The 23,679-nt window shown below is 39.7% G+C and carries 20 protein-coding genes; 3 read left to right on the top strand and 17 right to left on the bottom strand.

The window, feature by feature from the left end; translation table 11 throughout:
* Window positions 1-85: 85 nt before the first annotated feature.
* From CLV99_RS22725 to CLV99_RS22710, 4 genes are all read right to left on the bottom strand, one after another.
* Complete coding sequence (locus CLV99_RS22725) at window positions 86-892, bottom strand: hypothetical protein (RefSeq protein ID WP_133586823.1); 807 nt, start codon at window positions 890-892, stop codon at window positions 86-88.
* Between the two features lies 1 nt (window position 893).
* The gene (locus CLV99_RS22720) at window positions 894-1,403 is read right to left on the bottom strand and encodes a heavy-metal-associated domain-containing protein (RefSeq protein WP_133586822.1); all 510 of its coding nucleotides are present in this window, start codon (window positions 1,401-1,403) and stop codon (window positions 894-896) included.
* A 138-nt stretch (window positions 1,404-1,541) separates the two neighbouring features.
* On the bottom strand, window positions 1,542-2,021 hold the full coding sequence (locus CLV99_RS22715) for a TlpA family protein disulfide reductase (protein WP_133586821.1): 480 nt from the start codon (window positions 2,019-2,021) through the stop codon (window positions 1,542-1,544).
* A gap of 217 nt (window positions 2,022-2,238) precedes the next feature.
* The gene (locus CLV99_RS22710; RefSeq protein ID WP_133586820.1) at window positions 2,239-2,595 is read right to left on the bottom strand and encodes a hypothetical protein; all 357 of its coding nucleotides are present in this window, start codon (window positions 2,593-2,595) and stop codon (window positions 2,239-2,241) included.
* A 150-nt stretch (window positions 2,596-2,745) separates the two neighbouring features.
* Between CLV99_RS22710 and CLV99_RS22705 the strand changes: the two genes are divergently transcribed.
* Window positions 2,746-3,342 (top strand): methyltransferase domain-containing protein, encoded by a 597-nt coding sequence (locus CLV99_RS22705; RefSeq protein ID WP_133586819.1) that lies wholly within the window; start codon window positions 2,746-2,748, stop codon window positions 3,340-3,342.
* Window positions 3,343-3,398: 56 nt separating this feature from the next.
* Here the strand turns inward: CLV99_RS22705 and CLV99_RS22700 are convergent, their stop codons facing one another.
* The 11 genes from CLV99_RS22700 to CLV99_RS22650 form a co-directional block, all read right to left on the bottom strand.
* Window positions 3,399-4,742, bottom strand: coding sequence for a TlpA family protein disulfide reductase (locus CLV99_RS22700; protein ID WP_133586818.1), 1,344 nt, complete (start codon window positions 4,740-4,742; stop codon window positions 3,399-3,401).
* A gap of 34 nt (window positions 4,743-4,776) precedes the next feature.
* Entirely contained in the window at window positions 4,777-5,997 is a 1,221-nt protein-coding gene (locus CLV99_RS22695) for a thioredoxin family protein (protein WP_133586817.1), read from the bottom strand.
* A gap of 83 nt (window positions 5,998-6,080) precedes the next feature.
* Entirely contained in the window at window positions 6,081-7,592 is a 1,512-nt protein-coding gene (locus CLV99_RS22690; RefSeq protein WP_162850195.1) for a PKD-like family lipoprotein, read from the bottom strand.
* Window positions 7,593-7,602: 10 nt separating this feature from the next.
* Window positions 7,603-8,415, bottom strand: a complete 813-nt coding sequence (locus CLV99_RS22685; protein WP_133586815.1) for a DUF4843 domain-containing protein — start codon at window positions 8,413-8,415, stop codon at window positions 7,603-7,605.
* Between the two features lie 8 nt (window positions 8,416-8,423).
* Entirely contained in the window at window positions 8,424-9,872 is a 1,449-nt protein-coding gene (locus CLV99_RS22680; RefSeq protein ID WP_133586814.1) for a RagB/SusD family nutrient uptake outer membrane protein, read from the bottom strand.
* 5 nt (window positions 9,873-9,877) lie between these two features.
* Complete coding sequence (locus CLV99_RS22675) at window positions 9,878-13,360, bottom strand: SusC/RagA family TonB-linked outer membrane protein (RefSeq protein ID WP_133586813.1); 3,483 nt, start codon at window positions 13,358-13,360, stop codon at window positions 9,878-9,880.
* A gap of 162 nt (window positions 13,361-13,522) precedes the next feature.
* A complete protein-coding gene (locus CLV99_RS22670; protein WP_133586812.1) occupies window positions 13,523-14,644 on the bottom strand; it encodes a FecR family protein in 1,122 nt (373 codons plus the stop codon).
* A gap of 141 nt (window positions 14,645-14,785) precedes the next feature.
* Complete coding sequence (locus CLV99_RS22665; protein ID WP_133586811.1) at window positions 14,786-15,349, bottom strand: RNA polymerase sigma factor; 564 nt, start codon at window positions 15,347-15,349, stop codon at window positions 14,786-14,788.
* A gap of 124 nt (window positions 15,350-15,473) precedes the next feature.
* Entirely contained in the window at window positions 15,474-16,388 is a 915-nt protein-coding gene (miaA, locus tag CLV99_RS22660; protein WP_133586810.1) for a tRNA (adenosine(37)-N6)-dimethylallyltransferase MiaA, read from the bottom strand.
* Window positions 16,385-17,557 (bottom strand): Gfo/Idh/MocA family protein, encoded by a 1,173-nt coding sequence (locus CLV99_RS22655; RefSeq protein ID WP_133586809.1) that lies wholly within the window; start codon window positions 17,555-17,557, stop codon window positions 16,385-16,387. The genes miaA and CLV99_RS22655 overlap by 4 nt, the downstream gene beginning before the upstream one ends.
* 51 nt (window positions 17,558-17,608) lie before the next feature.
* Window positions 17,609-18,355, bottom strand: coding sequence for a hypothetical protein (locus CLV99_RS22650; protein ID WP_133586808.1), 747 nt, complete (start codon window positions 18,353-18,355; stop codon window positions 17,609-17,611).
* Window positions 18,356-18,456: 101 nt separating this feature from the next.
* On the opposite strand from CLV99_RS22650, the gene def reads away from it, so the two are divergent.
* The gene (gene def, locus CLV99_RS22645) at window positions 18,457-19,041 is read left to right on the top strand and encodes a peptide deformylase (RefSeq protein WP_133586807.1); all 585 of its coding nucleotides are present in this window, start codon (window positions 18,457-18,459) and stop codon (window positions 19,039-19,041) included.
* A gap of 38 nt (window positions 19,042-19,079) precedes the next feature.
* Here the strand turns inward: def and CLV99_RS22640 are convergent, their stop codons facing one another.
* Window positions 19,080-20,135 carry a sugar phosphate isomerase/epimerase family protein gene (locus CLV99_RS22640; protein WP_133586806.1) on the bottom strand — a complete coding sequence of 352 codons (1,056 nt, stop codon included), beginning with the start codon at window positions 20,133-20,135 and terminating at the stop codon, window positions 19,080-19,082.
* Window positions 20,136-20,446: 311 nt separating this feature from the next.
* Here CLV99_RS22640 and CLV99_RS22635 point away from each other — a divergent pair, with 311 nt between their 5' ends.
* Window positions 20,447-22,189 carry an aromatic amino acid hydroxylase gene (locus CLV99_RS22635; RefSeq protein WP_133586805.1) on the top strand — a complete coding sequence of 581 codons (1,743 nt, stop codon included), beginning with the start codon at window positions 20,447-20,449 and terminating at the stop codon, window positions 22,187-22,189.
* On the opposite strand, the gene CLV99_RS22630 is transcribed toward CLV99_RS22635, so the two are convergent.
* A complete protein-coding gene (locus tag CLV99_RS22630) occupies window positions 22,186-23,412 on the bottom strand; it encodes a glycosyltransferase (protein ID WP_133586804.1) in 1,227 nt (408 codons plus the stop codon). The two genes, CLV99_RS22635 and CLV99_RS22630, sit on opposite strands and share 4 nt — an antisense overlap.
* Window positions 23,413-23,679: the final 267 nt, after the last annotated feature.

Below are 23,679 nucleotides of genomic sequence, written 5' to 3'. Positions count from 1 at the left end.
CTGAAAAGAATAAAAAGGGGCATGCTTAAAACAACTTAGGGCAGTTTAATAAAACCGCCCTAAATAACAACTAATAAAAATACAACTATTTGGTTACGTTAAAAAACGTGTACTCCAATTTTAGAAATACGCCATCTTTTACTGGACGATATACAGAACCATAAAGTTGCTTTTGGTACGCCACATCGATCCGTGCCTGACTATTGATGATAAACTGTACCGCAGGCACAATGTCCATATAGGAACGGCCATTCTTAAGAATGGTCTGCCCTACTAGTTCGACCATGGCATTGATATTGGTCTGCTTGTAGCTCTTATAGCGGTTGGGATACATCAATCTTCCTGCTGAAAAAGTATAGTTGATGGCATCTTTGCTGTATAGTTCTGGAAAGTCGTTGCCGTCATTGTCAAAGGCACGTCCGTAGCTCACATTGGAGCTAAGCGCAAGCTTCTTGATAAGCTGTGTGGCAACAAGACCGACTTCAATACCTGAATTCTTGCCCATAAGATCTATTGACTCCTGATGGATGGCGCTCTTGTTCCAACTGTATCTACCGAAGGCCGCCATCCTGAAATGACTCTGTAGATCATCTACAGAATAGAAACGATACTTGGCATAGGCGCTGGCACCGGCTAGGTTCATGCCATTTGCGGCATTGTCAAAATAGCTGGAAGCACGGACCATAAGACTTTTATTAATACCCCACGTTACTTCGGGAGATAGCCCGTAGATATGATTATCTTTTAGGTCATTCTTGATTAATGATTGACCTACGCGCACGCTAAGTGAACCGGCCGGCACATTGCTGGCCGGTTCTGTAACTACAAATAACTCCTGTGCGTATGTGCTTATAGTGCTGCATACGAAAAAAAATAGGACTATATACCTCATATTATAATGCTACTATATGGTATACTTTATCGTTTTCTGATGAATAGCTGCCATGCTTTGCGTAAGTTTTTGCTAGCTTCTTGTACTCTTTCTGTGTTACGAAACCTTTATCAACGACTCTGTACTGGTTTGAACCTGCTTTCTTATCATCAATAAATACTAAAGAGTCGTCTCCTACAGCAACTTGCTGCGCAGCGGTTGCTTCAGGTGATAGGGTCAACACCATGGAACCTACAAAAAAGCCGGCTTTTTCTACAGCATCTTTTAACACCTTAGGGCTTACGGTTTGATTATCATTGAAAGAAATCGTAAATGTATTGGTATTCAGATCTGTCGCGACATCGGATATCTGGGATAAGGATTTTAACTGCTTATTGATGGCATTGGAGCACATCGAGCAAGTAAGCCCTGTAGCCATGATATCTACTTTTGAAATCTGTGAATAACCTGCAACGCTAGTGAATAATAATGCAAAAGCTGCTATAAATGATTTTATTTTAATCGTTTTCATATGTGTATAATTTGTTCTTTAACGGCCATATGGAATATCCAAATTGTTTTATGCACGATGTATTGTAATTGGTGAGCATGCTGCTTCGCGGTCATGCGTGTTTGTGCAATTCTGCTACATGGATATTTCATCGTTATCTTATTTTTTAATTTGTGAAATGATTTGTTCTTCTGTAGGGTTGATCGCGACCAGTTTGCCAGATGGGTCAAACAGATAAGCTGCCGGTAAAGCATCGACACCAAAGAGCAGGGCGGACGGCGCATCAAATCCCTTGGGATCGATCAATTGCTGATGCTTTAATCGGTCCTGCTGGATAGCTTTAAGCCATTTCGTACTGTCGGTGTCGATAGAGATCCCTACAATTTCAAAATTTTTGTCTTTGTACTTATCGTACAGTTTTACAAGATGCTTGTTGGCCTTTCTGCAGGGCAGACACCAAGAAGCCCAAAAATCTACCAAAACAGTCTTTCCTTCAAAGGATCGAAGTGTGATATCGAGATTTTTATCATTCTGTAATGTAATATCTGGTAGTGAATCTCCTACTTTCAGCTGTGCATAAGAACGCGGAACAGCTAACAGTAGAAATACGACTACCCATAATGTATGTATTGATTTCATGTCTATTTTACTTGTCTTTTAATGGTCATTAACTTATTCTGATCCTTCGGGATGGAATACCCAAACTGTGTACAACGAACTCTGATAGTGGTGACATGATGCACGTTTTTGTGCAGTCACTGCTACAGAAATGTTGTTATAACAGGATCTTGAAAATGAATGTTTACCTAAAAAGAGGTGTGGACAGGACAGACCATGGGCTGTCCATAACGTAATATTAGCTTATTTTGGGAGGAAGCCAGATAGCACGTGCATCGCTGCTGTGAAATAAATCTTGGTAAAAATACTTTTGCTGTTTTTCAGAAAATTCAAAAAAAACATCACTCTCTGCTACATGAAAAAACAAAGAAGTCTTGCCGTCTATAGAAACTCCGCAGGAGCAACTTTTGCCATCACCCTTGCAGTGTTTTTTAGGAGTAGCTTTCTTTTCTTTATCTTTGCAGCAAGATTTTTGGGATGACATCTTTTGACAACATACCTTTACTCCTACGACAGCTCGTGCCATAGCGTACTGTGGCCCCATAAACAGAGCAATCACAGCAAGTAATAGTATGAAAATCTTCTTTATCATCATATCTAAAGGATAAAGGTAGTATTTTTAAAATTCGTTTCTACCAAAAAGACTGTAATCTATGTGATACATTATATATCATCAATTGGAAAAAAACCAACTATATTAGGGGTTATTTTTTAGTTGCTGACCTAAAAAGCACGGAGCCAACACATGATTTTTAAAACACTACGAGCAAATATCGCTGTAGCAGACAGTACATTTGATGAACTGTACCCTTTACATATTAGAGAACTGGCTGATCGCCATTGGACACCAGTCGCAGTAGCAAAACTAGCCGCAGAGTATCTTGTGCAGGAGCCGAACAATAAAGTGCTCGATATCGGTGCTGGGGTAGGCAAATTCTGTCTCGTGGGAGCTGCTTGTACCGATGGTATGTTCTACGGTGTCGAACAACGCGAATCACTGACTAAACTATCAAAAGAGATAGCCGAGAAATACGAAATCCAAAATGTGGAATTTATCCACGCGAATATGGCTGAGATTACCTTTTCGGACTATGATGCATTTTATTTCTATAACTCTTTCTACGAAAATATAGATACCTCTTGCCCTATTGACGAACAGGTGCCTATAGACAAGAATCTATATCGGGTGTATACCCGGTTTCTGAAAAATGAACTCGACCAGCTACCTATAGGTACCCGGCTGGCAACATATTGGGGCGGATGGAATGAAATCCCGCGTAGCTTCGAGCTGGATGGCTCGGCCTGCAATGGGTTATTGAACTTCTGGAAGAAAAAGGTATAAAAAAGAGGGGCCATCTTAAGATGGTCCCTCTCTACATAATATACTTCTTGAAATTATTATTTCTTCAACCACTCGTCCAAAAGTGACTTTAGCTTTGGATCGGACGGACGGGGGCTATCTGCTGTAATCAGATTTCCCGCTTTATCAATTAGAATATAGCGAGGAATGCTGTTGACTTTGTAAGCGTTCGATAGCTCATTACCGGCCCCTGCATGAATCTGAATCCCTTTTAATTGTTTTTCTTTGACGTAGCTTTCCCATTTGGGCTTGTCCTGATCTGTAGAAACACCAACAAATGCTACTGCTTTATCTTTGTACTCTTCATTTAGTTTCTCCCAATGGGGCTCTTCGGCACGACATGGCCCACACCAGGTAGCCCATAGGTCTAATAATATGACTTTTCCTTTCAAGTCATCTAATGCGATTTTCTTACCATCAACATCCGGGAAAGCAAACTTGAATGCTGGTACTCCGGTCTTGGTCTCGACGAGCTTGGCACCAACGGCTGAAACACGCTGCTTCTGCTCTTCTAAGGTGAAGTGTTTTCCGTACTGCTCGCTCATCGCTAGAAAATCATTGTAGGAACGTGCTCCTTCTAAACGGTTTACAACAAATTGACCTTTCAAAATATCGGAAGGAATAGAAGCAACCTGATCTTCAAAACTCGGTCTACTAGAAAGATCGACCTTTTTAAACACTAAAATACTCATAAAGCGATCTCCGTATGGAAGGGTAAGCAACTCGTCGGTCAGGTATCTATCGGGATTGAATGAAGTGTAGTATGCACTCATTTCTTCTTTACTAGGATGTGCCGTACGGGGCATATAGAGGTACGAAATGGTGTAATATGCAAAGTCGAAATCAACTATACGAGGGAATAAGGTGTCAAACTTCGGATTTCCTGTTTTCACAGATTTTCCAATTTCTGCTACTTTGTTCTTAAACCCCTCTACCTCAGGAAAGAAATCTACATAGGTCGTCATTGAAGCTAAGCTTGTTCCTTTTCCCTTAAAAGTTGCAGACTGCTTGTCCCAGGCGTAAAGTGCTTGATTCTCTTTGCTATTTTTACCTGTCAGTTCGTATCCCTGTTTCGAAAGAATTAGATTGAGTTCTTCGCCACCTTTAAAATAGAACCGGTGAAGTCCTTGTTGGTTCTGGGAAGAACCTGCTCCCACCAAGTAGAGGCCTTCGTATTCGGGCGTAAACCTAAAGGCAAACTGCCCCTTACTACCAGGCGTAGAAGTAGCTAGCTCTACCAGACGTCCGTTGTATACCTTGAAGAGACTTACTTTCTGATAAGGAGCAGCACTAAACGTTCCATTGATATTACTGGCTTGCTGTGCTTGTGTCAATAGCAGGCTGAATACTGCTATGCACAATAAAATTGTCTTTTTGACCATATATAATCTGTGTTTATTTCTTTTTGATTTTTGACTAATCCAATGAGAATCCCAAAGGTCGCTTCAAAACCTGGGCCTCAAAACCTTGGGTATCCTTACGCAGAATGGCAGCCCGCATTGCCTCTGCATTTTCTTTAGTAATCTTATAATATGGGTTTTTAAAATCATCTGTTAAGAGTTGACCGACGGCTTGTTCGGCCATTTTAAAATCCTTCAAATAGATGTACAATAGCGTAAGCTTATACTGATCGGAAAACTCAAGCTTCTCTTTGTTAATTTGTTCTTGATACTCGGCCAGAATCTTTTTAAGTATAACTGGATTATTCTTCTGATCAATAATTACTGGCCCCAGAGCATTGCTTCGCTCCTCCCATCTTGGATAAAGATGATATTCATCCAATAACATAAAATAGGTGTTGGCATCTTTGGAAGCATTATAAAACTCGGCAACAAAGCCTGGTAGAAAAACAGTCCAGAGACGATCGTTGAAAGTAGGCCTAATGTAGCTAAACATTTTTCTTAACGCGTCACTATCCTGTTCTTTACCGAAAGCACGGCTCTTTATATTAGCTATGCTGTTGATTTTGTTCCTCAATAAGTTGGCGCCATACATGTCAAGCAGCTTTGGCAGATTGTCGTATGTCCAGTCATTATACTGCGGAAATTGAGTGACCGAATTGGCTAAAAAAGCTTCTTCGCTGAACAAATCCTTTTGTTGGGCTAAATAGGGTTCCAGCTCTGAAAAAGGATGGTTTACTCCTGTCTTAATAAAACGCTCGCTGTATGCTGCAGCGTATTCTTTATCCAAGTCGGTGTCAAATGCCAAATAACGGTTGTCCTGATTGCGTTGGACGGCTTCTTGCAGAAGGGGCACAAATCTATCGGCACCAAAATAACCAGATTCCATCATAATGGCTTTTCCCTCTTTATTCAGAATGACATAGGTCGGGAAACCGCCTGCCCCATACTTGCGGGCGAGCTTTTTGCCGTCCTGTTCTTTCATGACATCGGTTTTGTATAGAATAAAATTCTTTTGTACTTCTGCCTGAACTCGCGGATCTGGAAATACTTTTTTATCCATCTCTGCACAAGGCATACAACCGACAAAATACATATCGATCAGGATAAGTTTATTCTCTTGTTGTGCCTGTGCCTTACAGGCTTCAAACGAACCTTTAAAAGATTGGTCTTCTTGGGCTTTTAAAGCTGTAAAAAATAACGTCAGTACAAATAATAGGTATGTTGTTTTTTTCATTGTTTTCTAAATTAGAAGTCACGAACTCTATTGTATGGCTTGAAGTATAAGGAAGGTAAACCATACAATAGAGTTCCTATACATTATTCACGATAAGAAACACTTACGATCTTACCAAATCCTTCATAAGTTTTTGATAATTGAGGCTCCCCTGATAAGCTTATATCGTAGAGCTCCATTTTACCGGAATTGGTAGGTTGGCTTTCATCGTACGTACATACAACCAGTTTCTTCCCTATTTCAAGATAACGGTCAGAACGGTTAAATAGGCTAGGATACTTAATTAATGAAATTGTTCTACTGCCTTTATCAATCAACAACTTATTTACTTTATTAAAAGGATCATACTGATATACTTTCCCTCCGACAGAGTACATTATATAGCCGTAAGTAGGATCAACTTCATAAAAATCAGCATTACCAATTGGCAAGCTTGCGTCCAAGGCATCATCCCCCTGAAGAACGAACTCGGTATCATTATCCATAAAACGAACCAAGTTTAACTTTTTTGTAACAGGATCCTTCAAAAGGGCATAAAACTGAGCATTCGTTATTGGAGCATAAGCTAAAAACACCAGGTCTTTCTGTAGATTTTCGGGTTTAAACGTATCGGGTGTCGAAGAAGTAGGTACGATAAGTGCCTGATTCATTCCTTTGTGAATTAAAAAGCGTCTGGTTTTTACATCAAATACTACAGCATAATTTGGTGAAGCTTTCTTATCTGCAAAAAATGGGGCTATTTCGATCATTCCTCCCGTACTCAACCTGTTTAAAGAAGGTCCATATAAAGTCGCTTGAGGAATATTTTCCCGGCTTAATACCCCTTCACTATCGAGTAGATAAGATTCTGAACCCCTCGAACTAAATTTGACTGCGTGATAATTTGTTGGTGTTGGGCGCATGACCTCGTCTTTTAAATTACCATAGTTATTCCAAGTATATATCTGATTATTGATACTATAAGTTAATTTATCCGTAGACACATATACCCTTGCGCTGGTCTTAGACGTTAAAATCTCTGAATTTCTAACGTAATGAACCATCAAAGGTTTTCCCTCTATTTTCCAATCTCCACTTGCTTTTGTAATATCAAAATAGGAGTCATACGCTGTAGTTTTCGCATTGAACGCGAGCATATCTAGACGTGCTTCATTATTGATGTCATTTAAAACTAGCCAGCCGTCTGCTATCTCCGTCGTGACCCTTAAACCAACCTTCTTTTGCCAGTAATACCCTGTTACCTTATCTGTTATCTGATAAAATAGGGCATACTTAGATGGTACTAATGATAGCAGAATATCTAAATCTTTCTCTGTACTGAGCACTTTTTTTACGTCCGCATTAGAGGCTAAAGAATCATAGCTGAACCATTCATAAGAATATTTATTTTCATCAAAAGGAGTCCCATCTCTTAGCTTCAATACAGGCTTTATTTTTAATCCCACCCCAGAAAACCCAAGATAATTATCGTCCATATTTTCAATGAGAACATGGTTCTGCTCAGAATAATCGTAATTTCCCAAATCCTTTCTACAGGAGTTCAAAATACAAATGTTGAAAATTAAAAGACTGAAAGCTATAATAGTATTTTTCATAATTTTTAATTTATTGTGCATACTTACCCATTTTCATCAGAGTGATACCATCGACCTCATAAACAGGAGTCCCCATAGCCTCCATTTGGTTCAGATAAACCTGCATACTTTTAGACCAAGCAACCAAAAGGTTTGCGGCAGGCATATATTTCTCGGCCGTTACTACATCAAGATCCCAATTAAACCTACTCGCCATGATTTGGAATTTCTTTGCACTGAAATCGCCTAAATATCCCATCAAAGATGTCGCACTAGGATTCTTCTTTGGATCCCAAAACCAAGGAGCTCCGGCAATATCATCTACCGTAAAATGATGCGTTGTAAAGTTCTTCTTTTTCTTGTTTATACCTGTGCCAACAATCTGATTAACCATCTCTGTTTCAAAGTTTTCATTGGGAAAAAGTTTCATATCCAGAAACAGCGTATCTGTTTGCATTTTTGGAGTACGCAATAATCTGAAAACAAGGATATCTCTCACCTCCCCAGATCTTATCACAAATTGAGGAGTCAATAACTCATAATCAATACCCTCTTTCAATGTACTATTCTTTGAAAAATCGATCTTATAGGGTCTATCAATACTCTGTGGTCCGCCTGTTGTAAACACGGAAAGAAAATATAGGCTATCTTTAATATTGTCGGGTACATAACCAAAGGAAAAGCTATTGGTATCTTGAGGCACATACCCTTTATTACCTGTTTGATCTATTCCCTCAAATAGAATGGTATTATTTGCTGAATGGTATTCTAATTCCGCTTGTTTGCAAGATGTAATACAAACTAAAAATACTACAGCTATTATTATTTTATTAATATTATTCATAATCAAAATTATCTAGGTTGAGTTTCAGATAACGGAACCGGAAAAGTATACTGATCCAAGTTTATAGCTTTCTGAGCATTCGTAGCTGCAGAAATTATAGATCTCATGTTTGTCCGTTTGTAGTAATACCATAATTGCCCCTCTCCATAGAACTCCTTTCTATATTCCTTCATAATATCTGTACTAAGGTTGTTAGCATTGCTTAAAGCATCAGAATTTCTATTCTTTCTAACTTCATTTAAATACGCTAACCCTTGACTTGCATCGGTCTCACACTCTGCTGCAATTAAAAAAATCTCGCTAATTCGTATACCTGGCACAGTATATCTAAAATTATATTCTGATTTATTAGATGCTGTAATATCTCTGTACTTGGTAAATACATGATAGGACTTGCCTGCTGTCTGGTCCCACATATTCCCATAGCGATAATCATTAGGCCAATTATCAAAAATGGTGTTCAAAAACTTTGGGTTAGTTCCCGCACTTAGAATAACTTTATCATCCAGGGCACCACTAAACTGACTATCGTAAATTTGATACAACTTTGGATTTTCGAAAGCAAAAAGAAGCTCTGTAGAAAAAACGCGATTAGCGGTGCTTTTATCTCCTATACTGGAGGACTTAATCCAAGGAAATTTCTTCTGATTGTCAATCACTTCCTTTGCAGCAGCCAAAGCTGCAGACTTATCCCCTTGATACAACAAGACCCTAGCTTGAAGTCCCTTGACCGCAAAGTAATTCATGTGATAATTACGAAACTGTAAATAGGGCATACTTCCCAATTCATATATTCCCCTAGTCTGATCAACCACTTCCATAAACATAACAGGATCATAAACCTTTAAGATATCTTCTGCTACTTTTAAATCCGATAAAATCTTATCGACCACAAAAGAGCTTGGGGAGTAAGGCGCAGATTCATACCCAGTCTTATCATAATACGGGATATACATCGCTTGAGGATCATTAACGTAATTAGGAGCGAACATGCGAAGAAGATCAAAATATAAAAATGCTCGAATTGCATGGCCTTCTCCTTTCATTATATTTTTAGAGACCTCATCTAAAACAGCACCATACGTTTCTAAGTTTTCAAGAAAACGATTAACATTTGTAATATTGACATACATATTTGTCCATATATTATCAATTGCTTTCTTAACCTCATCCTGCCCATAGTCATAAACGACTAATTGTTGCGTTGTTTTGTCGTGCAAGGGAGTTGTGTAATAAAGTTGTGCTAACAGATCTAGTGTACGGAGATTGAGCTCGTTGCCATACATATTATTACTTCCAAGTTTTAAGTAGATACCATTCAAAGCATCTTTAAACCCTTGTGGTGTTTCTAAAACCTCTTCTTCAATAAACTTATCCTCTGGCTTTACATTTAGCCACTTTGTACAACCTGATAACAAAACTGAAAGTACAATTATTGGAATTATTATTTTTTTCATTTCTCTTATTTAAAAGTTGCGTAAATACTCATCGAGACATTTTTTGTGAAAGGATAATCTATCCCCCGTTCTCTTCTAACTGTTGAAGAATAAAAAATATCATTGAAAAAAGTGTTGATTCGTAGATTTGATAACTTCAAACCATCCAGCCACCTCTGATCCCTAAACTCATAACCAAGACTAATAGATTCGCCACTAAATGTATTTTCCTTCTGAACAAAACGAGAAGATATCGGTGTCGTACTCGTAATACTAATCGCCTTAAACTGCGAGATATCCCCTGGCTTCTGCCAACGATCATAAAGCGCTCGTTTATCTTGGTTGTTTTCTACATTCTTTAATGAAATATTCTCCACTTTGTTAAACAAAGCCGTATTTAGATTATCTTTTTGGAAAATGTATCGCAATAATACATTTGCAGTAAAGCCCTTATATGTAAGACTCCCTCGTAATACTCCCTCCGCCAAAGGTTGTGCTGTCCCAACCCTGACAACATCATCGGGACTATAATTGTATGTTTGTTCGCCATTTGCTGATAAAAAAATCTCTCGACCAGAAGACGGGTCTATCCCAAGGGATTGTACCGCCCAAATATCATTGGGGCCATAGCCATCTTTATAGCGGGTAAGCGAATTACTTACTCGCATTTCTTGATTTAAAGCGCTTAGTTTATTGTTGAAGTTATCATAACGAGACTTAAGCATAGAACCCGTTAATCCAAAAGTCAAAACAATACGATCTACAGGTTTGTATATAGGCGAATAGTTAACAGTTGTTTCCAATCCTTTATAATTTAACGTTCCTGCATTAAACGGATAAGCAGACAATCCTGTAGAAGAAGGTAGTGTGACAGCAACAACTAAAGGGTCTGTCAATTTATTATATGCATTCACTTGAACATTCAGTTTGTTCTTAAACAATACTGCATCTAACCCTACACTTGTTTGCTTTGTTCGTTGCCATTTCAAATCTGGCGCACCTAGTGCAGAAAGATAAATCCCCTCGCCAAAACGATTAAGATCCGTCACATAGCTATAAACGGATTGACTTACATTTCCAAAATTCTGATTTCCTGTTACACCGATATTACCTCTCAAACGAAGCATACTAACCCAATTGATATCCTTAAAAAAATCCTCTTTATCTATATTCCAACCAGCGCCAAAAGAATAGTAGGGTGAATATAAATTGTTTGACCCAAAACTGGTCGAGCCGTCAAGATTATAATTAAAGTCTAGGTTATACCTCTGAGCATACGAATAGTTTACAGATCCGAGAACAGAGTTTCTTCGACTAATCGTTTTAAATGAAACTGGTTTAGAATCGACCTTAAAACCGTTAGAAAACGATGGATTACCATTACTTGTAGAAGGAAATCCTACCGCAGTATACCCATTCGATTCATTAATTGTTTCATTAATCTCTCCACGAATATTGGCTGTTATTGAATGTACGTTATTAATAACTTTTGCATAGGTGAGCATCAGATTTCCAGTATAGCTAAAATAGCTATTCTCAGCATGATCTAGACTTCCTCTTTTTGAATAATCTACGCCAACGAACTTACTGTGTAATGAAGATAAGAAAGCATCCGATGTAGTGTTTCCTTTGCTAATCTGTCCACCTGCTGTCAATCGTAAAGCTGATGTAAAATCGTAATTGAACTGTAGGTTATCCGTAATAAGATAGTTTTTTGTTCTATCAAAACTTTTCAAGCTAGCGTTGTACAATGGATTAACATTGGTAATATCTTGTCTTGAATCATTTGTCGTAGTCTTGTAAGACAAATACATTTCATCGGAAGGAAGCATTTCAAAATATGGATTTGCATTAACCCATGTTGAAAAACTACCATAGGGGGACTCGCTTCCTGTATATCCTGAAATATATGCTCTATTAGAGACATTTAGTTTTCCGGTTCTATAATTCAAATTTATGTTAGATCCCCAATCCTCACGACCGGATAACTTCATTGCACCTTTTGTGTTTTTATAGTTCAATCCTATATCGAACACAACTGCACCTTCTCCACCACGAGCGCTAACGGAATGACGATGTGAAAACCCTGTTTGCAAAGGCTTATCCAACCAATAAGTGTTCACTCCGCGTAAAACATTATCAAGTCGATCATTATAAAGCTGATCTAACTTCATTTGCTGACTCACGATGTTTTGATTCGCATTAAATCTACCAGACAGTCGTTCAAACTCCAATTTTTCTCCGGCATCCATCATGTTATAACTTGATAAATCTGGGGCCTGAACCTGCATATCTGCACTATAAGACAATTGAACCTTTCCTGGTTTAGGCTTGATGGTTTCTATTACTATGACTCCATTAGATGCTCTTGATCCATAAATTGCTGTTGAAGCTGCATCCTTAAGAATAGTTGCAGACTGGATAATATTCATATCCAAGTCCATAATGGTCCGCAAGCTTGTTTCAAAACCATCTAAAATAAATAATGGTTGATTGGGGTCTGTCGAAAATTCATTTTTCAAACTGGATGTTGGAATACTTGTTTGTCCTCTCAACTCAATCTTAGGTAACATATTAGGGTTGGATCCCAAAGCATTGTTTTCAATTTGAATAAAAGAAGGATCTAAAGCTCTTAAACTTGCAACCACATTTTGATTGTTTACCATCTTTAGCTCTTCACCTGTAAATGAAGCTGTAGCACCAGTAAAGCTATCTTTTTTTCGTTGCGTGATTCCCGTCACTACAACTTCTCCGACTTCTTCTTCCTGTCTCTTCATTCGAATAAGCATACGATCCTGCTCAAGACTGACTTTCACTTCTCGGATCTCATATCCCATATAAGAAACAATCACAATCTCATTTAGAGAAGTTATTGGGAGGTTAAATGTTCCATCATCCTGACTAGCTACGGCTAGTTTAGGATTTGATTTTAAGCGAATGGAAGCCCCCTTGATAGGTTTTCCATTTTCGTCCAATACACGGCCGCGTACGACTCGCTGAAGATTAACCTCAACAACTTTTAATACGTTCTGAGGCAGTTCTCGGGCCGCTGCTTGCGATTTCAGCTCTCTCCCTTTTTTAATGACAATAGTTTTGTCAAAATACTCGAATGTAAAATTACCGTCCTTAAGCACTTGATTCAAGGCTTGATTTAAGGGCATGTTTTTAACATCGACATTCATTCCTCTTACGGGGGTAACATCTGTTTTTTTATAAAAAAACGTATAGCCACTCTGCTTCTCAAAATCTTTCAAAATAGCTTCTAAACTCGTCTTTTGACGCTTTAGTGTGACCTGCTGGGCATAGGTGCTTGCATCTACCTGAGACAAACCTAGCCCTAATAATAAGGTAATTAGGTTGATTTTCATCAATGATCGTGATAGAGGTCTTGACAGATAGAACGGGTCAGTAATCCTATTGAACACCGAAGTCTGGGTTCCATTAGTCGGTTCATGTAGAGACAAACCATCTTTCCCATTCTGCAAGAACGGATTTAAAGAAATTTTCATTAATTTCGATTGTCGGTTGTAAATGATTAAAAATTAGTTCACTTGATCTGCGGCCTTCAACTACTCATCGGGTTCTGCGCCAACAGAATCCGATTTTTGTTTGCTCTACAGGAGCTATCCTGAACGTTGATACTTCATCTGGTTTTCTTTCATGTTTTTAGATTATGTAATGATTAAGTTAATTCGTTTGTTGTTCCCTACAATGGCCTTTGTCTCCAACTCGGCATAATTCAGAAGCTCGATCAATCGGTCTAGAGATAGATTGCGTGGAATCTTTCCTATGTGCTGTTCGGCGCTTGCTTTTCCCTTGTATGTTATATCAATATCATACCATCTGCCAATCTCCTGTAGGACTTCGGCAGTATTAGTGCCATCAAAACTGAACTGTCCCTTGGTCCAGCTCAAAACATCGCCAACATTGACAGTCTTGGTCTCTAAATTAGGACCAAGAGAGCTTGCTTGCTGATTGGGCTTTAGAATTGCTGTCTTGGTCTTCAAGCTTACCAGTACAGCCCCTTCTTCCAATGTGGTCTGCTCTTTCTGCTCCTGAGGATAAGATTTTACATTAAATTTGGTTCCCAATACTTGAATACGTTGCCCTTTTGCCTCGACAATAAATCGGCTTTTTTTACCGGTTTTGGTCACTTCAAAATACCCTTCGCCCTCGAGTTGGACAATCCGGTCGCCAGTACCAAAAGAGGATGGATAGGTCAACTTAGAATCCGAATTGAGGGTGACACGGGTTCCATCAACTAAGGTCAACTGATAAGTGGCTGCTTTGGGAATCCGTAAACTATTGGATTGTATCTTCTCTTTGCCATCGCTGGCATTATGATAACGCACCTTACCTTCTGCATCTTTGGTAATAATGATCTCGCCAACCTGCAGGCTCTCATTGAGAGCTAGTCGATCTAAATCAATTTCCTTTCCTCCCTCCAATATGATTATAGCTCGCTCCTTTGCAGGAGAGACTTGTGCCAACTGTTCTTTTGTCGCGACTTCTTCCCGAATTAGTGCATTCCAGACAAAATAGCCCCCAACGAGAAAGACAGCTGCCGCAGTAGACCAACGGTATAGTCGTCTAGTAGTAAATCTCTTTTGTCCGCTATTTATGGCTTCAAAAACACGCCTTTTTGCCCGTTGCTGTATCTCCGTCCGTTCTGGCTCTTGAACTAAAGAATCTGATTCAAGATTATCATACCAAGTAATCACCTCCCGACGGTCTTCTTCCTTCGCGTTCAAAAAATTAGTAATCTGCTGGTATAATCGCTGTGCGTGCTTCATAAAAACCCTCGTGTGTATTTATTCCAACCACAATGAGTGTCCCATTAGGGTTATCTTCTAACCATAAAATATAGAAATGGTCAAAAACATAAGGTCAGTTAATAGATAAGTGTATAAAAAGCGAGGTACCTTCTACTCAATTTAGAAAAAAAGTAAAAAATTTTTAGTCACATCGCGTAATCTCCTGATAGCCTTATTGATATGCTTCTCTACAGTTGACTCCGAAATATCCAATCGTTGGGCTATTTCTTTATTACTCAGAAATTCACTCCGACTTAGCTTAAAAACTTCGCGGCATTTGTCTGGGAGGTTTTCGATCTCATTGGACACGATGTCGATGATATATCGGTAATGAAGCCGCTCTTCTAAAGGGAGATCCTCGTCAAGAATATCTAATTGTTCCAAATCCATAGAATCTGCCCGCTTAAGCTCAGCACGATAATGGGCTAAAATAAGGTAACGGCACGATGAGTATAGGTATGCAGGTAATGACTCTATTCCGAGCATATTGTGTCGATTGCGCCAAAGGGAAAGAAAGAGATCATGGAGAATGTCCTCAGCTACTTGTGTATCGGATACTTTGGATAAAATATGCTTGGTGAGATCTTCAGAAAATAGGTCATAGAGTAGCGAAAAGGCTCTTTCGTCCCCCTCGACAATACGCTCTAAAAGCGACCTAAAATCCGTTAATCTGCTATCATTCATGAATACACGTCGCTAAAGCTAACAAATTTATAATACAAACGTTTATGAAAGTTGTTTCGCGACAAAGCTATAGATTTAGCTCCGATACACAAACCTACGATAAAGACTATAAAAAAAGTAGTCTTTATTTAATTTTATTAAGCCAATGTATGGAATGACCATCCTTCTCCATTTTTCTAAAATAGGTCATCTGTCTCTTTGCATACCGATGTATTTCGGTATCAAGCTTCTGTAAGAAAAAATCATAATCGATCTGCCCACGGAGGTAGTAACTGATGTATTTGTACTCTAATCCATAGTAGGCTATTTCATCATGGGTCAATCCTAAATGTAACAGATTTTGGACCTCTTGGACCATGCCTTCATCCAATCGGTCAAGGAGGCGCTGGCTAATGCGATCACGTCGGAGTGCAACATCGGGATCAAGCCCCAAAATAGTAGCTGTATAACCAGGAGTAGCTGCAGGGAGGACTTGCCCAGGTTGAGAAAGCCAGATTAAAATCTCTAAGGCTCGAACTATCCGTTTTTTTGAAGAGTAATCTATCTTAAATCCCTCTGGGATAATATACTGTGCTAATAGCTCTTGTATAGCTTCTTTGCTCTGCTGCTCTAATTGACTACGCCAGGCTATATCGGTCGGTATCTGACTATAGGGCTGAGGTGCTAATAATGCCTCGATATAAAAACCTGTACCACCACAGACGATTATAGGCTTCCCTTTTTCTTTGATAGATAGATAAGCTGCTTCAAAATCTTCTAAAAATCGGGTTACATTATAGTGCTCGCCGGGATCGGCAATATTAATAAGGTGACATGAGATATCTCCGTATTCTTTAATGTCCTTGCCTGTACCGATATCCATATGGCGGTACACCTGTCTTGAATCAGCACTGATAATCTCTGTCTGGAGGGATTTGGCCAACTGTACGGCCAGCTTTGTTTTGCCCGAAGCGGTAGGGCCTAAAATAATCAAGATATCTTTATCGAGAAAGGATGTCTCTCGATAAAGATACTTGAGGACACTTGTACTATCTATCACAGTACAAATTTAGTCCATTTTTCGTTACTCTCATTACTTTTTACAACAGTATCGATAAAAGCCATGCCGCGTACGCCATCGGCTACAGTTGGAAAATCAAGTGCCTCTGGGCTCGGCGTCTGACCAACTCTTTTGGCAGATACGGTGAGGGCAAAATTGCGGTATATATTGGCAAAGGACTCCAACAACCCTTCAGGGTGTCCCGCAGGAATTCGTGTGTTGTGCGTTGCAAAGGAGCTCAATGTATAAGGAGCAGCATAAGCATTGCCCGTACGGTACAATTGACGGGGTTGATCTAACATCTTGACAATAAGATTATTTGGATCTTCATTTGCCCATTCTAATCCACCTTTTTCTCCATATATACGAATACGTACGGCATTCTCCTCTCCTGCCGAAATCTGTGAAGCCATCAAAACACCTTTAGCACCATTTTCAAAACGTAAAAGTACAGAGCCATCGTCATCTAATAACCGGCCCTCTACAAAGGTGGTAAGGTCTGCACAGAGCTCTGTGATGCGTAAGCCCGACACATACTCCGCAAGGTGTGCCACATGTGTACCGATATCGCCCATAACCAACGATTTGCCCGAACGCTTAGGATCTGCGCGCCAAGCTGCTCCGGCATTGCCCTCTCGCTCGGAAAGGCGGCTTAACCAACCTTGGGGATACTCTACCACAATCTTACGGATCTTTCCAAAATGACCTTCGCGGACCATCGCTTTGGCTTGTTTGACCATCGGGTATCCAGAGTAGGTGTGTGTAAGACATAATGTACGACCTGTTCTATTTACAATCTCCTGTAGTGCAAGGGCCTCTTCTAAAGATACGGTCATCGGCTTTTCGACAACGACATCAAAACCGCTTTCCATAGCGAGCTTTGCGGGCTCAAAATGTAAAAAATTAGGTGTTACAATCGTTAAAAAGTCCATACGCTCCCCCTCAGGAAGTAGGGCTTCTTTTTCGATCATGGTTTTATAATCGGGATAGACTCGGTCCTGAGCGACAAAAAGCTCCTTACCAGATTCTTTTGATATTTCTGGATCTACACTGAAAGCGCCACAGACCAATTCGATCTTTCCATCCATAAAGGCTGCGATACGGTGTACGGCACCTATAAAGGCGTCTTTTCCTCCACCGACCATGCCCATGCGTAATCTACGTTCCATAATTAATTTTATAAGTTTAATGTTGAAGGATGTTAAAATAGCAAAATCTATTTAAAGTACGAGCTTTAATTTCAAACTCCCCTTATTTTCAATGTAATAGTCCACCGATTGCTCTTGTGTAACATGCAAAAATCGCTGTCCGTTTATAATTGCAAAACGCTGTGGAACGGTTGTATCTACAACCTTGAACCCCAAAGTCTCCAAGGAAGATGCGTCTTGGCACCAATCTCTATCGGCATAGGTCATGATGTCCTGTGGCTTGAATTCTTTGATAAATGCATTCAATAACTTGGATAGTCCCCCCACAACCAGCGTATCTCCTTTGTGGCAAAATCGAATCAGCTCAAAAGACCTAAAATCCGGTCCCAACTGCCGCATAATACGTGCCCCACTGAATATAGCAACAGAAACCAACTCGCCCTTATGGAAAAGCCCATACCTGTATTTGCCTGGCAGTGCCCCCTGAAGGTGGTATTCTTCCTGAAATGCTAATGCAACTCGCTTGTCAATCCGGGCAACAACTGTGGTCCGGGCATAGATACGTTGCCCTTGACCATGCTGTCCCTTAAGACGATTGATGATTTTGTAAGGAGCACTTTGGACTTGATCATGGTCGATATGGATCACACCGGTTCTTGAACCTTCGTCAACGCGATGGCTACCGGGCTTGTATATAAAGAGCGATACACGATCAGAACGTACTTCAAAAAATCCATCATGTTCGTTGATTTCTTCTATCTTAATATGCTCCGATAACAGCTGAATAAAACTGATGATATCCTGATTTGAATCTTGCACGGTATAAAATTACGATTAATAATCATAATCCTGCTCAATGAAAAGATACCGATAAGTGGCACAAAAATAAAAATTCATACCTTTGCAGTAGATTAAGAAGAATGAAATTACCAATAGTAGCATACGGTGATCCGGTATTACGGAAAAAAGCCGAAGAAATAGATGAAGATTATCCTCAATTAAAGGAATTGATAGATAATATGTTTGAAACAATGTATAGTGCACATGGAGTAGGACTAGCTGCTCCTCAAGTGGGTCTGCCAATACGTTTGTTTGTAATCGATGGCTCTCCTTTTGCCGAAGATGAAGATGGTGAAGGCGATGCAGACCTAAAAGATTTCAAAAGGGTATTCATAAATCCTATCATTGTCAAAGAACACGGTGAAAAATGGGCCTTCAATGAAGGATGTCTTTCTATACCGGATATCAATGAGGAAGTAATGCGCCCGTCAAATGTCGTTATTAACTATCTGGACGAAAATTTTGAGGAGAAGGAAGAGGAACTGTCAGGATTGGCAGCGCGCATCGTACAGCATGAATATGACCATATCGAAGGAAAGCTTTTTGTAGATAAGCTGGGGCCATTGAAGAAGACGATGCTGAAAAGTAAGCTGGATCAGATAGCAAAAGGACAGATTCGTGTGGGCTATAAAATGAAATTCCCACTCCAAAAGAAAGGAAGATAATAAAAATGGGCTCTACAAAGAGCCCATTTTTATTATCTTTAGCTTAGACCTAAGATTTCCTTATTAAAGGCAGCATCTGCTCCGGTAGACGCAAAATCATCAAATGCTTTATCCGTAACACGGATAATGTGATCGGATATAAATTTGGATCCTTCTGTGGCACCATCAATCTGGTTCTTGATGCAGCACTCCCATTCCATCACAGCCCACCCATCGTAACCGTACTGACTGAGCTTACTAAAAATAGTCTTAAAATCGACCTGTCCATCGCCTGGAGAACGGTATCGGCCAGCCCGATTCAACCAGCTTTGATATCCACCAAAAGTACCTTGTTTTCCTGTTGGATTGAACTCAGAATCTTTGACGTGAAAAGCCTTAATACGTTCATGATAAAAATCAATGTATTGTATATAATCCAACTGTTGTAATACAAAATGGGATGGATCGTACAATAGACATGCTCTTGGATGATTATTTACCTTCTCTAGGAACATCTCGTAGGTAATACCATCAAAGAGGTCTTCGCCGGGATGAATCTCATAACAAAGATCTACACCACACTCTTCAAAGGTATCTAGAATAGGAGTCCAGCGTCTTGCCAATTCGGTGAAAGCTTCGTCGACCAACCCTTCTGGCCGTTGGGGCCAAGGATGGAAATATTGCCATAATAAGGACCCGCTGAAAGTAGCATGTGCTTTTAACCCTAGGTTCTGAGATGCCTTCGCACCATACTTTAATTGTTGTATGGCCCACTCTGTACGCGCCTTGGGATTATTTCGGAGTTTTTCAGGTGCAAATGCATCAAAAAGCTTGTCGTAGGCTGGGTGTACAGCAACCAATTGTCCCTGTAAGTGCGTAGACAGTTCTGTGATTTCGAGCCCAAGCTCATTTAGCTTTCCTTTATATTCATCTGCATATGTTTTGCTTTCGGCAGCTTTCTGTAAATCAAAGTAATGCGGGTCTCCTGTAGGAATCTGAAGGCCCTTAAAACCTAAAGACTTAGCCCATTCGGCAATATTCTCAATAGAATTGAAAGGCGCTTCTTCTGCAATAAACTGTGCAAGAAATATACCTGGTCCTTTTATTGTTTTCATCTGTTTACTATATTTTATCTGTGCTTTTACCGGTTGCCAGTAACTATCAATCAATTCTGATCTATCGCAATTGACAATCGGCTGTATTGAATAAGTTTAAGTTCTGTAATATGACTGTGTATGGGAATAGCTATCTCTCATACAAGGTGGCTGATACACAGGTTCAATAAAGATAAGCTTATTTTTGAATAAAAATGGAGACTGTATTAGAAGATAGCCCTAAAAAAGTCGAAAAATATAATTTTACCTTGACCTGTTTTCTTAGAATTTATGATAGATTTTACTAAGTTTGATAAATAATAAAGCAAGTCATGCATACAAATTATGAGTCTAACCCGATTTTAGACCGCCTACCCAAACACTTAAGGCAGTTTATAAAACCCCAAAACTACGAGGAATATACCCCTATCAATCAAGCGGTATGGCGCTATGTAATGCGTAAAAATGTTGACTATCTATCTCGGGTGGCACATGATTCCTATCTCGAAGGACTAGATAAAACAGGATTGGAAGTTGATAAAATACCGGATATGTATGGTATGAACCGTATATTGAAGGAAATCGGATGGGCTGCTGTGGCTGTAGATGGCTTTATTCCTCCTAATGCCTTTATGGAATTTCAGGCTTATCATGTTCTGGTCATTGCTTCTGATATCCGACAGCTCGAAAATATTGAATACACACCGGCACCCGATATCATTCACGAGGGCGCAGGGCATGCTCCGATTATAGCTAACAGGGAGTATGCAGAATACCTACGGCGATTTGGAGAAATAGGAAGTAAGGCTATTTCTTCTTCGCACGACTATGAAATATATGAAGCTATTCGCGAGCTATCTATTCTAAAAGAAGCCGAAGGCTCTCCTATAGCAGATATAGAACGGGTCGAGAAATTGGTGAACGAGCTCCAAAACAAGAAAATAGAAGCTTCGGAAATGGCCCTGATTCGTAATCTCCACTGGTGGACCGTCGAATATGGATTAATAGGAACGGTAGAGAACCCTAAAATATACGGAGCAGGCCTACTTTCTTCTATTGGCGAATCTGCTTGGTGCATGCGGGAAGAAGTCAAAAAACTGCCTTATGACATAAGTGCAGCTTACCAAGGCTTTGATATTACAAAACCTCAACCTCAGCTTTATGTAACACCAGACTTTGCTTATTTAAGCCTGGTCCTAGAAGAATTTGCGAATACAATGGCTCTCCGGACAGGTGGGATCAGCGGCGTGAAGAAGCTTATAGAGTCAAAAGCATTAGGTACCATAGAGCTGTCTACGGGTATTCAGGTATCCGGTATCTTTAGTCGTATCATCGAACAGGATGGAAAACCTATTTATATACAGACCTCCTCTCCTACGGCCTTAGCTTATCACAATAAGGAACTAATAAACCATGACACCAATTACCATAGTGCCGGTTTCAGCTCTCCCGTCGGTAAGTTAAAGGGGATAAATCTCTCTATAGAAGACATGAGCCCTAAGGATCTGCAAGCGTACAATATTGAAGAAGGTAAAGACATCAAATTAGAATTTGAGGGAAATATTACGGTTGAGGGACGTATTATTACAGGCCGACGAAACATCAAAGGAAAGATTATCTTGATCAGTCTAGAAAATTGTACGGTGCGCTACCACGACGAGATCCTATTCCATCCGGAATGGGGCACTTATGATATGGCAATAGGGAAAAAGGTTATTTCTTGCTACTCGGGGCCTGCGGATGATACCAGTTTTGACCTCGTTTCGCATGTTTCGCACACAAAAACGATAAAACAACAAAAGACGCAGGAAAAAATCGAACTTGAAAAGCTATACCTGGCGGTGAGGGCTCATCGAGAAAATAAAGAAAAAGGAAACTTAGAGGAGATATTACAAACGGTCAATATGAACTATCCTGACGATTGGTTATTGACATTAGAGATCTGCGAAATTGCACATAAAGAAGGAAATATGGTACTATTTGACAAGTCTCAAAAAATACTAAATACGATACAGCAGGCAAAACCTAATGTAAGTAATCTGATAAAAGATGGCTTACAACTGATACTGGGTTAACTTTTGTTCTTATTTTTCATTTCAATCCACAAAGACATATATTTTGTGGATTGAAATGATTGATGCATCAATATCTCCGCAATAAAATTCGATTTTCTAAAAGAAATTATATCATCTTGTATTTCTAATACTGCTTTTAAAAGTCTTTCACTATAGGAGTTGTCTGCATATAGGCTATTAAAAATAGCGAAACCCAACTTCTGCTTTTCTTCCCATATTGTTTTTTCTCGATAAAGCTGAAGACTATGATCAACAAAAGCAGCGCTATCGTCTGTGATAAAGCCTCCCCATTCCCCATTCTGTTGCATAGATTCGGCACCTATACGACTACTCACGGACGGTGTCCCAGAATACATGGCATCGACTAGCTTTCCCTTAGCTCCCGCCCCAAAGGGAATAGGAGCTAATAATACACGATAGTTTGCAATGGTCTTGCGTGCATCCTCAGCCCTCCCCTTGATCAGGAATCTCTCTTTGGGCTTATGTAACTGTAATACTTTTTCAGAAACATAGGCACCAAAAATATGGAGTTCTGCATCAGCTTCTCTTTTTTTTATTTCCGGCCAAATATCTCGCTTTAATATCTCCACGGTTCGCCAATTGGGCTCATGTATGAAATTACCGATGAAAACGAAATCTTTACGTTGTCCAAAATCTGGCAGATAGGAAAAGTGTGCTTCTGTCAATTTCTCTTCTTGAAAAGGTAGATAAAAAAGGCGTTCTATCGGGACAGCAAAGTCTTCTGTCAGGAGTGTTATCTCCTCCTTTGATATTATCAACGATAGATCGGAGCGCAATATAGCACCTATCTCCCGCTTGGCAGTGTCGCTCCGATAATCTACAGTCTGTGCCTTCTTAAAAGCTTCTTGCCGAGCAAGCCTTACAAAATGGAGATCCTCTGTATCTAATATCCGAAGAGAGTCAGGGCAGTGCTCAGCTACCCGCCAGCCATACTGTTCCTCGACCATGAAGCGATCAAAAACCACAATGCTAGGTGCAAGTTCACGAATAAAGCAATCAAAAGAGGAATCATTGAGCTGTATAGTATGCTCCACTATTCCTAAAGAAGTCAAATCGCAAGAATGCTCACCTTTCCCGGCAGCTGAAGCGAAATGAACCTCATAGCCTCTGGAAAACAAACGAACTAAGTGTAACATTCGCCAACCTGCAGCTGAAGATGTCGGTTCTGGCCATACCAAACCGATAAAAAGTACTTTTAGCATTTTATACGCACTCTGCTTTTATTTTTTAACTATCTTTAAAGCAACCTTAGAATACAAAAATAAGACAATTAAATTAACCAATATAAATGACTTCATTTTAAGGCGATATTTAAAGCTACTTATTACCTATGATCAAAACTATTGTTGTTACCTCAAGGGGATGGCAGGCTATATCCCAGCCCATACCGGTCTCAAAACACTTTATTTGAGGCCGGTTCTCTACTAATCCATAAAAGAGGAAACTTCTCAGCAAGCTTTATGTAAAGG

It is taken from the genome of Sphingobacterium yanglingense, from assembly GCF_004363245.1.
Taxonomy (GTDB): Bacteria; Bacteroidota; Bacteroidia; order Sphingobacteriales; family Sphingobacteriaceae; genus Sphingobacterium; species Sphingobacterium yanglingense.
This window is presented reverse-complemented; position numbering and strand designations above follow the sequence as displayed.

Bases quoted from the DNA above. Each gene is read 5' to 3' on its own strand.
- CLV99_RS22725 (WP_133586823.1), bottom strand. From the start codon at position 892: ATGAGGTATATAGTCCTATTTTTTTTCGTATGCAGCACTATAAGCACA.
- CLV99_RS22720 (WP_133586822.1), bottom strand. From the start codon at position 1,403: ATGAAAACGATTAAAATAAAATCATTTATAGCAGCTTTTGCATTATTA.
- CLV99_RS22715 (WP_133586821.1), bottom strand. From the start codon at position 2,021: ATGAAATCAATACATACATTATGGGTAGTCGTATTTCTACTGTTAGCT.
- CLV99_RS22710 (WP_133586820.1), bottom strand. From the start codon at position 2,595: ATGATGATAAAGAAGATTTTCATACTATTACTTGCTGTGATTGCTCTG.
- CLV99_RS22705 (WP_133586819.1), top strand. From the start codon at position 2,746: ATGATTTTTAAAACACTACGAGCAAATATCGCTGTAGCAGACAGTACA.
- CLV99_RS22700 (WP_133586818.1), bottom strand. From the start codon at position 4,742: ATGGTCAAAAAGACAATTTTATTGTGCATAGCAGTATTCAGCCTGCTA.
- CLV99_RS22695 (WP_133586817.1), bottom strand. From the start codon at position 5,997: ATGAAAAAAACAACATACCTATTATTTGTACTGACGTTATTTTTTACA.
- CLV99_RS22690 (WP_162850195.1), bottom strand. From the start codon at position 7,592: ATGAAAAATACTATTATAGCTTTCAGTCTTTTAATTTTCAACATTTGT.
- CLV99_RS22685 (WP_133586815.1), bottom strand. From the start codon at position 8,415: ATGAATAATATTAATAAAATAATAATAGCTGTAGTATTTTTAGTTTGT.
- CLV99_RS22680 (WP_133586814.1), bottom strand. From the start codon at position 9,872: ATGAAAAAAATAATAATTCCAATAATTGTACTTTCAGTTTTGTTATCA.
- CLV99_RS22675 (WP_133586813.1), bottom strand. From the start codon at position 13,360: ATGAAAATTTCTTTAAATCCGTTCTTGCAGAATGGGAAAGATGGTTTG.
- CLV99_RS22670 (WP_133586812.1), bottom strand. From the start codon at position 14,644: ATGAAGCACGCACAGCGATTATACCAGCAGATTACTAATTTTTTGAAC.
- CLV99_RS22665 (WP_133586811.1), bottom strand. From the start codon at position 15,349: ATGAATGATAGCAGATTAACGGATTTTAGGTCGCTTTTAGAGCGTATT.
- CLV99_RS22655 (WP_133586809.1), bottom strand. From the start codon at position 17,557: ATGGAACGTAGATTACGCATGGGCATGGTCGGTGGAGGAAAAGACGCC.
- def (WP_133586807.1), top strand. From the start codon at position 18,457: ATGAAATTACCAATAGTAGCATACGGTGATCCGGTATTACGGAAAAAA.
- CLV99_RS22640 (WP_133586806.1), bottom strand. From the start codon at position 20,135: ATGAAAACAATAAAAGGACCAGGTATATTTCTTGCACAGTTTATTGCA.
- CLV99_RS22635 (WP_133586805.1), top strand. From the start codon at position 20,447: ATGCATACAAATTATGAGTCTAACCCGATTTTAGACCGCCTACCCAAA.
- CLV99_RS22630 (WP_133586804.1), bottom strand. From the start codon at position 23,412: ATGCTAAAAGTACTTTTTATCGGTTTGGTATGGCCAGAACCGACATCT.